This window comes from Sporocytophaga myxococcoides DSM 11118, assembly GCF_000426725.1.
In the GTDB taxonomy this organism is placed as follows: domain Bacteria; phylum Bacteroidota; class Bacteroidia; order Cytophagales; family Cytophagaceae; genus Sporocytophaga; species Sporocytophaga myxococcoides.
Map to the genome: position 1 here is coordinate 410713 of NZ_AUFX01000005.1, position 13743 is coordinate 424455.

At 37.9% G+C, this 13743-nt stretch carries 15 protein-coding genes; 4 read left to right on the top strand and 11 right to left on the bottom strand.

All coding sequences use genetic code 11. The annotated features are described in order from the left end of the window. Positions 1-4: 4 nt before the first annotated feature. The 11 genes from K350_RS0107730 to K350_RS0107775 all read right to left on the bottom strand — a co-directional run bounded on the left by K350_RS0107730 (position 5) and on the right by K350_RS0107775 (position 8572). Positions 5-391 carry a DUF7793 family protein gene (locus K350_RS0107730; RefSeq protein WP_028979414.1) on the bottom strand — a complete coding sequence of 129 codons (387 nt, stop codon included), beginning with the start codon at positions 389-391 and terminating at the stop codon, positions 5-7. Between the two features lie 157 nt (positions 392-548). Continuing rightward, positions 549-965, bottom strand: a complete 417-nt coding sequence (locus K350_RS0107735) for a BrxA/BrxB family bacilliredoxin (RefSeq protein ID WP_028979415.1) — start codon at positions 963-965, stop codon at positions 549-551. Positions 966-1053: 88 nt separating this feature from the next. Then, positions 1054-1392 carry an SUF system Fe-S cluster assembly protein gene (locus K350_RS0107740; RefSeq protein WP_028979416.1) on the bottom strand — a complete coding sequence of 113 codons (339 nt, stop codon included), beginning with the start codon at positions 1390-1392 and terminating at the stop codon, positions 1054-1056. Positions 1393-1407: 15 nt separating this feature from the next. After that, the gene (locus K350_RS0107745) at positions 1408-1854 is read right to left on the bottom strand and encodes a SufE family protein (protein WP_028979417.1); all 447 of its coding nucleotides are present in this window, start codon (positions 1852-1854) and stop codon (positions 1408-1410) included. 14 nt (positions 1855-1868) lie between these two features. Then, positions 1869-3107, bottom strand: coding sequence for an aminotransferase class V-fold PLP-dependent enzyme (locus tag K350_RS0107750; protein WP_028979418.1), 1239 nt, complete (start codon positions 3105-3107; stop codon positions 1869-1871). Positions 3108-3124: 17 nt separating this feature from the next. Continuing rightward, positions 3125-4393, bottom strand: coding sequence for a Fe-S cluster assembly protein SufD (sufD, locus tag K350_RS0107755; RefSeq protein WP_028979419.1), 1269 nt, complete (start codon positions 4391-4393; stop codon positions 3125-3127). 3 nt (positions 4394-4396) lie between these two features. Beyond that, a complete protein-coding gene (gene sufC / locus K350_RS0107760) occupies positions 4397-5161 on the bottom strand; it encodes a Fe-S cluster assembly ATPase SufC (RefSeq protein ID WP_028979420.1) in 765 nt (254 codons plus the stop codon). A gap of 115 nt (positions 5162-5276) precedes the next feature. Continuing rightward, positions 5277-6722: a Fe-S cluster assembly protein SufB gene (gene sufB / locus K350_RS0107765; protein ID WP_028979421.1), complete on the bottom strand. Its 1446-nt coding sequence runs from the start codon at positions 6720-6722 to the stop codon at positions 5277-5279. A 131-nt stretch (positions 6723-6853) separates the two neighbouring features. After that, positions 6854-7318 (bottom strand): Lrp/AsnC ligand binding domain-containing protein, encoded by a 465-nt coding sequence (locus K350_RS0107770; RefSeq protein ID WP_028979422.1) that lies wholly within the window; start codon positions 7316-7318, stop codon positions 6854-6856. A gap of 250 nt (positions 7319-7568) precedes the next feature. Next, on the bottom strand, positions 7569-7691 hold the full coding sequence (locus K350_RS32975; protein ID WP_281169214.1) for a hypothetical protein: 123 nt from the start codon (positions 7689-7691) through the stop codon (positions 7569-7571). Positions 7692-7975: 284 nt separating this feature from the next. Beyond that, a complete protein-coding gene (locus K350_RS0107775) occupies positions 7976-8572 on the bottom strand; it encodes a YceI family protein (RefSeq protein WP_051312962.1) in 597 nt (198 codons plus the stop codon). Positions 8573-8692: 120 nt separating this feature from the next. Here K350_RS0107775 and K350_RS27905 point away from each other — a divergent pair, with 120 nt between their 5' ends. The 4 genes from K350_RS27905 to K350_RS0107795 all read left to right on the top strand — a co-directional run bounded on the left by K350_RS27905 (position 8693) and on the right by K350_RS0107795 (position 13680). Beyond that, entirely contained in the window at positions 8693-9778 is a 1086-nt protein-coding gene (locus K350_RS27905; protein WP_081670928.1) for an SDR family oxidoreductase, read from the top strand. 73 nt (positions 9779-9851) lie between these two features. Then, positions 9852-10907: a cytochrome c oxidase subunit II gene (locus K350_RS27910; RefSeq protein WP_051312963.1), complete on the top strand. Its 1056-nt coding sequence runs from the start codon at positions 9852-9854 to the stop codon at positions 10905-10907. 81 nt (positions 10908-10988) lie between these two features. After that, a complete protein-coding gene (locus tag K350_RS27915) occupies positions 10989-12746 on the top strand; it encodes a cytochrome c oxidase subunit I (protein WP_425423906.1) in 1758 nt (585 codons plus the stop codon). Next, a complete protein-coding gene (locus K350_RS0107795; protein WP_028979424.1) occupies positions 12733-13680 on the top strand; it encodes a c-type cytochrome in 948 nt (315 codons plus the stop codon). Before K350_RS27915 ends, K350_RS0107795 begins: the two co-directional genes overlap by 14 nt. The last annotated feature ends 63 nt before the right edge of the window (positions 13681-13743 follow it).

Consider the following 13743-nt stretch of genomic DNA (forward strand, 5'->3'; position numbering starts at 1 on the left):
GACACTAAGACTTGGTGAAAGTCTGAAGCCATTCCTGAGCATCTGAAATCCTGGTAAATAATCTTACCGGGATTTTTGGCTTATTAAACTTAATATAAATATTGCCCATCACTTCCTGGATTTTAGAACTGAAAATGATAGCAGTAGCCATAGTCTTTTTGTTAGATGGACCAGCAAAAAATGTCCTGGCTTCGGTAGTGACGTAATCAATTTTAGTAAAATCCGCGATAACGAGAGTAGGCGTGTTTTTGGTGAACTTCTCTCTTTCCTGAACTGATTTTTTAGCTGCTTTAAGGTCTATAATAGCTCTCTTTTTATAATCTACTAAAAGCATTTTTCCTAAATAAGACAGCGAAATCAGACTGTTTTCAAAAGTTGCAGTGTTATTCATACTTGTCAGTTAAAAATTTGTCCGAATAATTAAGCGGCAATTAGCTGCTTGGATTATTCTATTCTGAGATCAAATAAAATAGACAGCCTTTTAAAAGTGCGAATAAAAATAAAAGGTTGCTAAGGAGTATACGTCTCAGCAACCTTTTAGTTAAAACTTAAGCAAGTTCTTCAAATACCATTTGAAGATGCTGAGCGATCATTTCTGCAGATCTTCCTTCAATGTGATGTCTTTCAACGAAATGTACCAATTCTCCGTTTTTGAAAATTGCCATTGACGGAGATGAAGGAGGATAAGGAAGGAAATATTCTCTTGCTTTTTGTACGGCTGCAGTATCTACACCAGCGAAAACTGTAGCCAAAACATTAGGCTTTACATTACTTCTGCTCACTGCAAGTTTAGCTCCCGGTCTTGCTGCTCCTGCAGCGCAACCGCAAACAGAGTTTACAACAAGTAATACCGTGCCTTTTTCATTTTTAAGCAATTGATCTACCTGTTCAGCTGATTTTAATTCCTGAAATCCGGCAGTGGTTAGATCTGCGCGCATTGGCGCAACTAATGCTTCTGGATACATATTTTTAAACTATTAGATTTGTGATGGTTGATTTGTTAAAATTGGTTATTAACCTTATGAAATATTGAGCATTTGCTCATACATAATTCTATAAAAAGCCCAACTCAAGTTTGGCGGCCTCGCTCATCATATCCTGATGGTAAGGCGGGTCAAAAGTTAGTTCTACACTTACATCATTGATCCCTTCAACTTCCCTGATTTTCTGTTCAACTTCTCCGGGGATGGTCCCGGCGCTTGGGCAGGAGGGAGACGTAAGGGTCATAACAACATGTACATTGTTTACCGGAAAAACATTAATATCATAAATCAATCCTAATTCATAAATATTAACCGGAATTTCAGGGTCATAAATCGTTTTGATAGCGTCAAGAACTTTTTCTTTTAACGCCTCATCGTCATGATTTAATTTGTTTTCTTCTGAACTCATATGACTAGGAATTATTTACTGTTTTGACTGCAACAGAGCCTGATATGCTACTGCATCCAGCTTCATTTGCTTCAGCATAGATACAAGTCCGTTGGACCTTGTAGGAGAAAGATGTTGCTTTAAACCAATCTCATCAATAAAATCAATATCAGCTTGTGCAACTTCAGCAGGTGGATGTCCGGAAAATACTCTTACAAGCAAACTAACCAATCCCTTTACAATTACTGCATCACTGTCTGCCTGGTAAAAAATTTTGTCATCTTTCAGATAAGAGTTTAGCCATACCTGAGACTGACAACCTTTTATTTTCTTTTCTTCTGTTTTATGAGAAGGATCAAGAATCTCCAGTTTTTTACCTAATTCAATAAGGTAAGCATATTTCTCATCCCACTCATCGAAAAATGAAAATTCTTCGACTATCTGATTTTGTATTTCTTTGACTGTTTTTTCTGCTGTGCTCATTTTTTGAAACTCCCTTACTTCAACATCTTTACAGCTTTTTTAATTCCCGCTTCCAATCTGTCTATTTCTTCAAAAGTATTATAAACTGCGAAGGATGCTCTGGCTGTACCGGTAATTCCGAAATGCCCCATTAATGGTTGAGTACAATGGTGACCTGTTCTTACAGCAATTCCTTCCTGATCAAGAAGAATGCCCAGATCCTGATGGTGAATGCCTTCGATCACAAACGAGATTACACTCACTTTTTCTTTTGCAGTCCCTTTAATCGTAAGACCAGGAATTGCGGAGAGTTTTTGAGTTGCATAGTCCAAAAGTTGATTTTCAACTTCTCTTATTGCTGGTTTTCCGAATCTGTTAATGAAGTCTACAGATGCTTTTAAAGCAATAGCATCGGCTATGTTAGGAGTACCAGCTTCAAATTTGTATGGCAATTCATTGAATGAACACGAAGCATAAGTTACCTCTTTGATCATTTCTCCTCCTCCCTGATAGGGCGGCATTTCTTCTAATAAGGCTTTTTTACCATATAATATGCCAATCCCGGTAGGTCCATACATTTTGTGTCCGGAGAATGCATAGAAATCAGCATCCAGTTTTTGAACGTCGATATCAAGGTGAGAAACGGCCTGAGCTCCGTCTACAAGCACTTTAACGTTTTTGCTGTGTGCTATTTTAATAACCTCAGCTATTGGATTAATTGTGCCTAATGCATTGGAAACATGATTAAGGGCAATGATTTTAGTCTTGGCTGTAATCAGGTTATTAAGCTCAGTAAGGATCAGTTCTCCGTTTTCATTTACAGGAATGATCTTTACTGTAGCTCCTTTCTCATTTGCAAGTATCTGCCAGGGCACCATATTGGAGTGATGCTCCAGTCCGGAAACTATGATTTCATCACCTTTTTGAATGTTTTCTTTTCCCCAGGTAGCAGCTACAAGATTTATAGACTCTGTAGTTCCTTTGGTAAATATGATCTCTTCCGTAGAAGAGGCATTTATAAAAGCTCTGATAGCTTCTCTGGTACTTTCAAAAGCAGCAGTAGCTTTTTCTGCAAGCGTATGAATGCCGCGGTGGATATTGGCGTTGTAAGATGAATAGTAGCTCACAAGGCTGTCAATAACGGCCTTGGGCTTTTGAGTGGTAGCTGCATTGTCAAAATAAACAAGAGGTTTACCATTTACCTGCTGATCCAAAACAGGAAATTCTTCTCTTATAGTCGTAAGGTCTAGCCCTTTTATCTTTGTTCCACTCATCTTACTTAGCTTTTATCTTAACTTAATCTGTCGAGGATGGTCTGATCGAGCAATTCTTTCAATGGCTCTAATCTGATGTATTCAAGTATGTCAGCTGCAAAAGCATGCATTAACAATGCTTTTGCTTTTTTCTCACTGATACCTCTTGATCTCAAATAGAACAATGGCTCTTCATCCATCATACCTGTTGTTGCTCCATGTGAACATTTAACATCATCAGCAAAGATTTCAAGCTGAGGTTTTGTGTTCATGGTAGCGTCCTTGCTTAGAAGGATATTTTTGTTTGACTGAAATGCATTTGTTTTTTGTGCATCCTGTCTTACATAGATTTTACCATTAAATACACCTGTCGATTTATCATCAAGTAAACCTTTGTAAAGCTCATTGCTATAGCAGTTAGCTTTTGCATGATCTACAAGAGTGTGATTATCCACGTGTGTATTGCCTTTTACCATATACAATCCTACCAATGAAGCTTCCGAATATTCAGAAGAAAGGCGGATGTTAAGGTTGTTTCTGATAATACCTCCGTCCAATGTAATTGTGGTGGCAGCAAAATTGCTTTTCTCAGGCTGGTAAACCTGGGTAGTGCCAACATGGTCAGACTGGGCGTCATTCTGTATTTTGTAATAGGTTGCATAAGCATCTTTCTTTACAACAATTTGAGTAATGTTGTTTGAGAAATGAGCATTTGAACCTATTGTAGAATAGTTTTCAATAAAAGTAGCTTGAGCATTCTCTTCAAGAATAAATAGATTTCTGGAGTTTGAGAAGATATTACCCTTTCTGCCGTCCCCAACAAAATGCATAATAATTGGCTTGCTTACTACTTTACCTCTTTTGACTGAAATTACAACACCATTAGCTAATGCAGTGTTGAGCTCAGTAAGACTATCGTTTAGTGTGATAGACGAAGCTGTAAGATATTCATTGATATCACCAGCCTGGCTTAGATCACTTATAACAATTGGTTCATCAGCGTTTACTGATGAAAGCTCTTTGTTATAGTTTCCGTTAACAAAAACAAGATGATTCGCTTCCAAAGATGAAAGCAATAAACCGTCTATGTCTTTTTTATTAAGGGTTGTGGTATCTTCAATCAGATAATCTCTTCCCAGAACAGGAGCGAGATTTGTATATTTCCACTCTTCGTTTTTTCTTCCCGGAAAACCTTGTTTCTGAAAAGCAGAGATTGCGTCTTTCCTGACATCAGTCTGAGCAGGAGAGAGCTTCTTTGAATTTTCATTGAAGGTTTTTACCAGTTCTTCTGTAGTTGTTAAATTCATGGTTTAAACTGCAGATCCTGCCTTTACTTCGTTTTTAATCCAATCGTAACCTTTTTCTTCAAGCTCAAGCGCAAGTTCTTTTGTGCCTGATTTTACAATACGTCCATTATATAGCACGTGAACAAAGTCAGGAACGATATAATCCAAAAGTCTTTGATAGTGGGTAACTACTATTGATGCAGTTTCTTTTGACTTCAGTTTGTTTACACCATTAGCAACAATTCTCAATGCATCTATATCGAGTCCTGAGTCAGTTTCATCAAGAATCGATAGCTTTGGCTCAAGCATTGCCATCTGGAAGATTTCGTTTCTTTTTTTCTCACCGCCAGAGAAGCCTTCGTTCAAAGATCTTTTCAATAAAGCCTGATCGATTTCAACAAGCTTCATTTTTTCCTTCATGATATTCAGGAATGTTACAGAATCAAGAGGCTCTTGCTTACGGTACTGACGTATTTCATTCACGGCCGTTTTAAGAAAGTTTGTATTAGAAACTCCAGGTATTTCCACAGGATACTGAAAAGCAAGGAATACACCTTCTCCAGCTCTCTCTTCAGGAGCAAGATCCAATAAATCTTTTCCTAAAAACTCAACACTTCCGCCTGTTACTTCGTAATCTGCTCTACCTGCAAGTACAGAGGCAAGTGTACTTTTTCCTGATCCGTTAGGTCCCATGATCGCATGAACCTCGCCAGCCTTTACTTCCAGGTTTATTCCTTTCAGAATTTCTTTTCCATCTACGGAAGCTTTAAGGTCTTTTATCTTTAACATAAAAGTTATTGTTGAATGTTGAATTTAAATGTTGAAAGCTCCCAGGGACAAAGCTTATAGCTGAATCTCCGGGAGCATTATTGTTAATGCTGATAATATTTAACTATGATATCGGTTAACCGACACTTCCTTCAAGGCTAATAGCAAGAAGCTTTTGCGCTTCAACTGCAAATTCCATAGGAAGCTGGTTTAGTACTTCCTTACAGTATCCATTTACGATCAATGCAACGGCAGCCTCTGTTCCTATTCCTCTTTGGTTGCAGTAGAAAATCTGATCTTCACCGATTTTTGAAGTAGTAGCTTCGTGTTCTACAGTAGCAGTATTGTTTTTTACTTCTATATAAGGGAATGTATGTGCACCGCATTTGTCGCCCATTAGAAGAGAATCACACTGAGAGAAGTTTCTTGCGTTCTCAGCTCTCTTCATCACTTCTACCAAACCTCTGTAACTGTTCTGACTTTTTCCTGCAGATATTCCTTTTGATACAATTCTGCTTCTTGTGTTCTTGCCAATATGGATCATCTTAGTTCCTGTATCTGCCTGCTGCATATTGTTTGTTACAGCAACAGAGTAGAACTCTCCGATAGAGTTATCTCCTTTAAGGATAACGCTTGGATATTTCCATGTAATGGAAGATCCGGTTTCAACCTGTGTCCAGGATATTTTTGAATTCGCACCGCTGCAGATACCTCTTTTGGTAACGAAGTTGTAAATACCTCCTTTGCCTTCTTTGTCTCCAGGGTACCAGTTTTGTACTGTAGAATATTTTATTTCAGCATTGTCCATTGCTATAAGCTCAACAACGGCAGCATGAAGTTGATTTTCATCTCTCATTGGCGCTGTGCAGCCTTCAAGATAACTTACATAACTTGAATCTTCTGCAACGATCAATGTACGCTCAAACTGACCAGTATTCGCAGCGTTGATACGGAAATAAGTAGATAGTTCCATCGGGCATCTTACGCCTTTAGGAATAAATACAAATGATCCATCGCTGAATACCGCTGAGTTTAGCGCAGCATAATAGTTATCGGTCATAGGTACTACAGATCCCAGATATTTCTTAACAAGTTCAGGATGCTCCTGTACAGCTTCGCTCAGAGAGCAGAATATAATACCTTGTTCTGCAAGTTTTCCTTTATAGGTGGTAGCTACAGAAACGCTATCCATTACAGCATCTACAGCAACACCAGAAAGTCTCTTTTGCTCATCGAGAGAAATGCCCAGTTTGTCAAACGTAGCTTTTAATTCAGGATCGATCTCATCCAGGCTGTTCAGTTTTACTTTTGGCTTAGGCGCAGAGTAATATATAATGTCCTGATAGTTAATTTTTGGATAATTAACATTTTGCCAGTTCGGTTCTGTAAGTTTCAACCAATGTCTGTATGCTTTCAGTCTCCATTCCAGAAGCCACTGCGGTTCATTTTTCTTTGCTGAAATGAACTTCACAATATCCTCGTTCAGCCCTTTAGGTGCAGAATCTGCTTCGATCTTAGTTTCAAAGCCGTATTTGTACTCAGAGCTGGTTATTTCTTCCAGAATTTTTATATTCTCACTCATCGCTTTTTTGTTGTGGGAGCTTATTTAGAACAAATCTAATTTAATTTACAAATTTAGAACAAAACATCCAAATATAGGTTCAAAAAACCTTTTTTTTTAGGGAAAGTAAGGAATGTGTTGGTTTTCAATCTTCAAAATAGTTTGATATTTCTGTTTATCGATTCCTCCAGAGAAATACTTGTTTCAGTCCGCTGAATTCCTGACACTTTTTGAATTTTGTCATGGAGCACCTGTCTTAAATGCTGGGTGTCTTTACAGATTATTTTTACAAACATGCTGTAATTTCCTGTTGTATAATGGACATTAACCACTTCAGGAATTTCCTGTAATTCTTTTACAGCCTGATCATAAAAAGAGCTCTTTTCCAGGTAAATGCCAAGGAAAGCTGTTACGTCATAACCAAGACGTGCATAGTCAATAGATAAATGTGAACCTTTGACAATTCCGAGTTGCTCCAGTTTTTTCATCCTAACATGTACTGTACCAGGGGAAACAAAGATTTCTTTTGCTATATCTGTATAAGCAATCCCTGCATTATCCATGAGAAGGGAAAGAATCTTGAGATCCACATTATCAATCTCTGAAATTTTATCCATTTTGGAAAAGTAGTTTTGAGTAATTTTTAATAAATGTAGTGTTTTGTTGAATAAAATGTAAATTTTTACAAATTTTAATGAATGATTTGTAAATATTGGATAAGTATATTAATTTTGTATCAGTTCTTCAATGAACAACACAATGTAGGGTGATGAAACTGGCAGACATGCCCTCCTGTCTCGGGGGTGGGGAATAACGGGATAAACATAACTTAATGGGTTGACCACTATTAATCTTTCTGAGTTATAGCTAACTGCCTCTTGGAGGTTCGACTCCTTCTCCTACAGCAAATAAAAGGTCGCTTGGATGAAGCGACCATAGTATTAGTTTTTCAATGATCACAGAATGTAGGGTGATGAAACTGGCAGACATGCCCTCCTGTCTCGGGGGTGGGGAATAACGGGATAAACGTAACTTAATGGGTTGACCACTATTAATCTTTCTGAGTTATAGCTAACTGCCTCTTGGAGGTTCGACTCCTTCTCCTACAGCCAAACTAAATGGCTGCCTATTTTTAGGTGGCCTTTTTATTTTCAGGAAAATAAAAAAAGCCCTGGTTTTCTACCAAGGCTTTTATCTTTTTGGATTTGACCACTATAATCTTTCTGATAGTCGACTTTATATTTATAGAACAAAAATCAGGTAATTTTGATCAGTTAATTCCAATTTTTTGATAAATGCTCATTTTGCCTAACTACTTCCACATCACATTCAATATCAATTTTTTCCCCTACAATAGCCCCCCCTGTATCCATAACATTATTCCAGTTTAATCCGAAATCAAAGCGATTTACCCATGCAGACATGCTAAATCCCGCTCTTTCTTGTCCGGAAGGATCAATTGCTATACCGCCCAGACGAACATTCACGGTTATATTTTTTTTGACATCTTTTATTGTAAGATCTCCCTCAACTTCAAATTCCTTAGAATTTATTTTCCGTATGGAAGTACTTATGAAATGAATCTGTGGATACTTTGATGCCTTGAAAAAGTCTTCAGAAAGCAGATGGGTATCGCGTTCTTTTTTGCCAGTATCAAGACTTTTTACTTCCGCTTTAAATTCAATTTCTCCTGTTGAAAAATCATTACCAACAGTTTTTACCTTTCCTTCAAATGATTTGAATATGCCTGCGATTTTTGAAATGATAAGATGCTTAGCAAAAAACCTGATGTTAGTATGAGCCTGATCAATAATCCATAAGGTGTCTCTTTCTTCTGAGATATTGGTTTGTTGCTTTGATTCTGTCTTCATCTTAAAATAGATCTGTTTTTCCTCAACCGAACGTTTTGGTTTTTGTTTCCTGACTGCGAGGATGAATTAACTTTTATATATCAGCTGGAGTTCTCTATCTAATAAGCATTCGTTCATACCATGGCAGATCAAAAGATTAAAAGACTTGCGGATAAGATCAGAGAATTGATTAGAAAAGAGGGGACTCATTCAGTTAATCCTGAAGTAGTTGTAATTACCGGTGGCACATCAGGGGTAGGTAGGGCTACTGCAAGAGAATTTGCCTGTAAAGGAGCAAAGGTCGCAATTATTGCAAGAGGTGAGGATGGTTTGCGCGGAACCAAAAAAGATATTGAAGACTTGGGCGGTATTGCACTCACCATCAAGACTGATGTTGCAGATCCTGTTCAGGTAGAAGAGGCATGCAGGCAAGTGGAAGAAAAACTCGGTCCCATAGATATCTGGATCAACAATGCCATGACAAATATTTTTTCTCCCGTTAGCCGCATGAGAGCCGATGAGTTTAGAAGAGTAACGGATGTAACATACCATGGTCAGGTTTACGGTACGCTTGCAGTTCTTAAAAGAATGTTATCGAGAAACAGAGGCGTAATCTTGTTTATAGGATCTGAAAATGCGTCTAAAGGCATTCCATTGCAATCAGCATATTGCGGAGCAGAGCAGGCTATTATTGGTTTTGTTGACTCTCTGAGAAAAGAATTGGTTCATGATAACAGTAATGTGAGGGTAACGCTTGTACAGTTACCTGCAATAAATACACCTCAATTTAACATTGTTAAAAGCAGTCTTTCCAATAAAACAAAGCCTTTAGGGAAAATCTTTCAACCAGAGGTAGCTGCTGAGGCTATCTATTTCGCCTCAAGGCACAACAGAAAAGAAGTTCATGCCGGGTATCCTTCCTTAGAAAATATTCTGGTGGATAATAATCCACTGGTAGGTGGGAAGTTCCTTGCTGATTCTGAAATAGAGGGCCAGCTATTAAATGAACCCGAAGATCCCGGAAGAAGAAATAATCTTTGGGAGCCTGTACCTGGAGACCCTATGGCTCATGGAAAGTTTGATGCAAATGCTTCGGATTTTAGTCCACAGCTTTGGTTAACAAAACACAGGGGAGTAATTATGGCTGTCACTGGAGCACTCATAGCCAGTATATTTGTTATAAAAGCACTGTCAGAGAAAAAAAGCAATGTACCTCTTTCTGAATAATCCGATTTGTAGTTCGGATAAACATCCTAAGTAAATCCAGGTTAAGCCTAAGTATATAAAACTGCTTAGGTATATGAAAGTTTTTTTCTGGTCCATTGCGGGAATCGCAGGGATATCGCTGTTTTATGTTTTTCTGAAAATTTTATCCGGTTATATTCTTTATAGGAAAAATGAAATAGACTTAAAAGCGGATTATAATAATTTAAATGCCCATTTGCTCTTTTCTTTCCTTATTACAGGCTTGCTTCTTTTCTTTGGCTATAACTATTTTCATGATGGGCCTTTTCTACCTGTAAATGCATCTGAACATGGTGTGTATGTAGACAGGATGTTCTGGATAACTACTGCATTGACAGGAATTGTATTTCTATTGACGCAAGTCTTGTTGTTCTATTTTTCATACAGGTATGCGAAAGGGAAAAGTAATAAAGCATTTTATTGGAAAAACAATCTATATATTGAAGCGGTCTGGTTTTCCGTGCCTACTGTGGCTTTCATTGTTTTATTTATGACAGGTAATTATTACTGGGAAGTGATTAATCAGGGAGTGAGTGAAGATGTACTTGAGATAGAAATCCTTGGGGAGCAGTTTAATTGGAGAGTGAGATATCCTGGTAAAGACGGAAAACTGGGCAATTATAATTTTCATTATATCGATGGAATCAATGCAATGGGATTGGATCTCAGGGATACCAATGGTTATGATGATTTTACTCCCGTACAGTTACACCTTCCTAGAAACAAAAAAGTCATGTTGAGGATCCGCTCAAGAGACGTCATTCACAGTGTGTATATCCCCAATCTTAGAGTAAAGATGGATGCTGTGCCTGGCATGCTTACAAGGTTTTCTTTTGTTCCCAGGTATACAACTGAGGAAATGAAGGAAATAACCAATAATCCTGATTTTAATTACGAAATGGGATGTGCCGAACTTTGCGGAAGAAATCATTTTTCAATGCTCTTAATTCTGGTTGTAGAAGATGAAGATGATTATCAACGATGGTATAATAAGCAAATCCCATGGCTGGCAAGGAATTCAGAATATCTGGTGAATGTTCCTGCAGCAGGCAAGGAAAAAGCGAAACAAATAGTCGAAGCATTTTCAGGAAAGATAATTTCTAATCTATAAGAACTTATGGAGGTAATAAGACCCAAAAGGAATAAACTGCTTAGATTCATCTTTACCTATGTGTTTAGTCAAGATCACAAAATGATCGCTAAACAATATCTTTTTACAGCCATCTTCTGGGCTCTTCTCGGTTCTTTGTTTTCTGTAATCATGAGAATTCAATTAGGATTTCCCAATGCAGATGTCTCCTGGCTTAAACCTCTTCTTGGAAAATGGATACAGGATGGAAGACTTGATCCTGAATTTTATCTTTCAATGGTCACGATTCATGGAACCATCATGATCTTTTTTGTGCTCACAGCAGGGTTTAGTGGGACTTTTAGCAATCTTCTTATTCCTCTGCAAATAGGTGCACGAGATATGGCATCTCCATTTATTAATATGCTAAGCTATTGGCTGTTTTTTATTTCCGGCTTCATTATGTTTTGCTCTTTGTTTCTCTCTACTGGTCCTGCTGCGGGAGGCTGGACAAGTTATCCTCCTCTGAGCGCTCTACCAGAAGCATTGAGAGGGTCGGGTGGTGGAGTAACCTTGTGGATCATCAGTATGGTTTTCTTTATTGTCTCTACACTTCTAGCAGGATTGAATTACATTACGACTGTTCTTAATTTAAGAACTCAGGGAATGTCTATGACAAGGCTTCCTCTTACAGTCTGGGGCTTATTCTTTACCGCAATTCTCGGGCTCGTTTCTTTTCCTGTTTTGTTTTCAGCAATGCTGTTATTACTTGCTGACAGGACATTTGGTACTAGTTTTTTCCTTTCAGAAATTTACATAGGAGGAAAACCTCTTCATTTTAATGGTGGTAGCCCCATTCTCTTTGAGCATTTGTTCTGGTTTCTTGGCCATCCTGAAGTATATATAGCTATTATGCCAGCATTTGGTATTACATCCGAGGTGATCAGCACGTTTTCCAGAAAACCTATATTTGGTTATTCTGCTATGGTAGTTTCTTTTTTTATCATAACTATATTATCTGCATTGGTTTGGGCACACCATATGTTTGTATCAGGCATGAACCCATTTCTCGGTTCTGTATTTAGTCTGACCTCATTTATAATAGCAGTACCTTCATCAGTGAAAGTGTTTAACTGGCTTGCTACGCTCTGGAGAGGAAGTATTGAATTTACTCCCGCTATGTTATTTGCAATTGGCATGGTTTCATTTTTCATCACAGGCGGACTTACCGGGTTGTTTGTCGCCAATCCTGCTATAGATATCATGGTGCATGATACGCATTTTGTGGTAGCTCATTTTCATTTGGTAATGGGCAGCGCTGCTATGTTTGGCTTTATCTGTGGTGTTTATCACTGGTTTCCCAAAATGTTTGGGCGGTTGTTAAATCCTCAATTAGGTTATCTTCACTTCTGGATTACTTTTGCAGGTATTTATCTTATATTTTTTCCAATGCACTATGTAGGAATGGCAGGATTTCCAAGGAGGTATTATTCATTTACAATTTTTGAATCCTTCAGTAAATATTATGATTTGAATATTCTAATCAGTGTCGCGGCATTCGCCACCTTTGGAGGGCAACTTATCTTTATTTTTAATTTTATTCATAGTATGTATAGGGGTAGAGCGGCTGGTAAAAATCCCTGGAAATCCAATACACTAGAGTGGACTACTGAATCAGTACCAGGCCATGGAAACTGGAAGGGACCGCTACCAATTGTTCATCGCTGGCCATATGACTATAGCAAACCGGGAGCTAAGGAGGATTATATCAGTCAGACTGTTCCTTATTCTGAAACTATGGATTCTAATACGCCCGAAGATCAGCAAAGAGGAGGCAAATCCAATATTGTGGAAGGGGAGAAGAAAGATGAAGATATTTGATTATTTACTGTTTATCCTTCTGTTCTTTCTTCTTTGTATTTCTGAAAGTTCCTCAGGACAAAGTAAGGAGCTTCCTTCGGACAAGGCAAGCATTAATAAGGGAAGGGAATTGTTTCTCAATAATTGCAATGTATGCCATGCCATATCTATAGAAAAGATAGGCCCAGCATTATCAAGCATACCTAAAAGAAGACCGCTTAGCTGGTTATTGAGCTTTATTAAAAACTCCCAAAGTATGATTGCTGCAGGAGATACTCATGCAGTCTTTATTTTTAAAAGTTACAATAACACTGTAATGCCATCCTTTAAAAAACTATCAGATGATGATATTTATGATGTGTTGGCATATATCCAGGCTGCTTCTAAAACAGGTGTTTCAAAAGATTTATACCCGGAAGCTCTGTTAAGCGGAAGTTATGGGGAAGCGGCATTACATGGTAAATTTCTTTTTGAACAGCAATGTGCCGTTTGTCATGCCTTCGATAAAGAGGTTATTGGTCCGGCTCTTGGAAGTACACCTAAAACCCGCCCTATCAGCTGGCTGATTCCTTTTGTGCATAATTCTCAGGAATTGATTAAAAAAGGAGATCCTTATGCTAATTTTATATCAGAGCAGTATGACCATTATAAAATGCCGGCTTTTACATACCTGAGTGAAAAGGATATCCGTGATATTTTTCTTTATTTGAATGCTAAAACTTCCGGCCCCATCCACATTTCCGGTTCCAATGCCGCTTTGAATCCTGATCTTTCTCCAATGCCAAAATTAAAAGTTGATCCCGGACCTCCCAGAATGAGTTTTGAGGAAGGAAGTCATTATAGGAGGTTTATAAGTCTGAATCTTATGCAAGGGTTATTCCTGTTGGGAGCTTTGATACATATAGCATTTATAATCGCAATGGCTTTTGGATTTTTCAAGCTGATAAACAAGTAGAAAGAGATTTTATCGCATCATTTTTTTAAGAAAATATTCCTCTTTAAAATTTTAAAATACTAT

Excerpts from the sequence above, each read along its gene's own strand:
- K350_RS0107730 (WP_028979414.1), bottom strand. The coding sequence starts at position 391 with ATGAATAACACTGCAACTTTTGAAAACAGTCTGATTTCGCTGTCTTAT.
- K350_RS0107735 (WP_028979415.1), bottom strand. The coding sequence starts at position 965 with ATGTATCCAGAAGCATTAGTTGCGCCAATGCGCGCAGATCTAACCACT.
- K350_RS0107740 (WP_028979416.1), bottom strand. The coding sequence starts at position 1,392 with ATGAGTTCAGAAGAAAACAAATTAAATCATGACGATGAGGCGTTAAAA.
- K350_RS0107745 (WP_028979417.1), bottom strand. The coding sequence starts at position 1,854 with ATGAGCACAGCAGAAAAAACAGTCAAAGAAATACAAAATCAGATAGTC.
- K350_RS0107750 (WP_028979418.1), bottom strand. The coding sequence starts at position 3,107 with ATGAGTGGAACAAAGATAAAAGGGCTAGACCTTACGACTATAAGAGAA.
- sufD (WP_028979419.1), bottom strand. The coding sequence starts at position 4,393 with ATGAATTTAACAACTACAGAAGAACTGGTAAAAACCTTCAATGAAAAT.
- sufC (WP_028979420.1), bottom strand. The coding sequence starts at position 5,161 with ATGTTAAAGATAAAAGACCTTAAAGCTTCCGTAGATGGAAAAGAAATT.
- sufB (WP_028979421.1), bottom strand. The coding sequence starts at position 6,722 with ATGAGTGAGAATATAAAAATTCTGGAAGAAATAACCAGCTCTGAGTAC.
- K350_RS0107770 (WP_028979422.1), bottom strand. The coding sequence starts at position 7,318 with ATGGATAAAATTTCAGAGATTGATAATGTGGATCTCAAGATTCTTTCC.
- K350_RS32975 (WP_281169214.1), bottom strand. The coding sequence starts at position 7,691 with ATGTCTGCCAGTTTCATCACCCTACATTCTGTGATCATTGAAAAACTA.
- K350_RS0107775 (WP_051312962.1), bottom strand. The coding sequence starts at position 8,572 with ATGAAGACAGAATCAAAGCAACAAACCAATATCTCAGAAGAAAGAGAC.
- K350_RS27905 (WP_081670928.1), top strand. The coding sequence starts at position 8,693 with ATGGCAGATCAAAAGATTAAAAGACTTGCGGATAAGATCAGAGAATTG.
- K350_RS27910 (WP_051312963.1), top strand. The coding sequence starts at position 9,852 with ATGAAAGTTTTTTTCTGGTCCATTGCGGGAATCGCAGGGATATCGCTG.
- K350_RS27915 (WP_425423906.1), top strand. The coding sequence starts at position 10,989 with ATGATCGCTAAACAATATCTTTTTACAGCCATCTTCTGGGCTCTTCTC.
- K350_RS0107795 (WP_028979424.1), top strand. The coding sequence starts at position 12,733 with ATGAAGATATTTGATTATTTACTGTTTATCCTTCTGTTCTTTCTTCTT.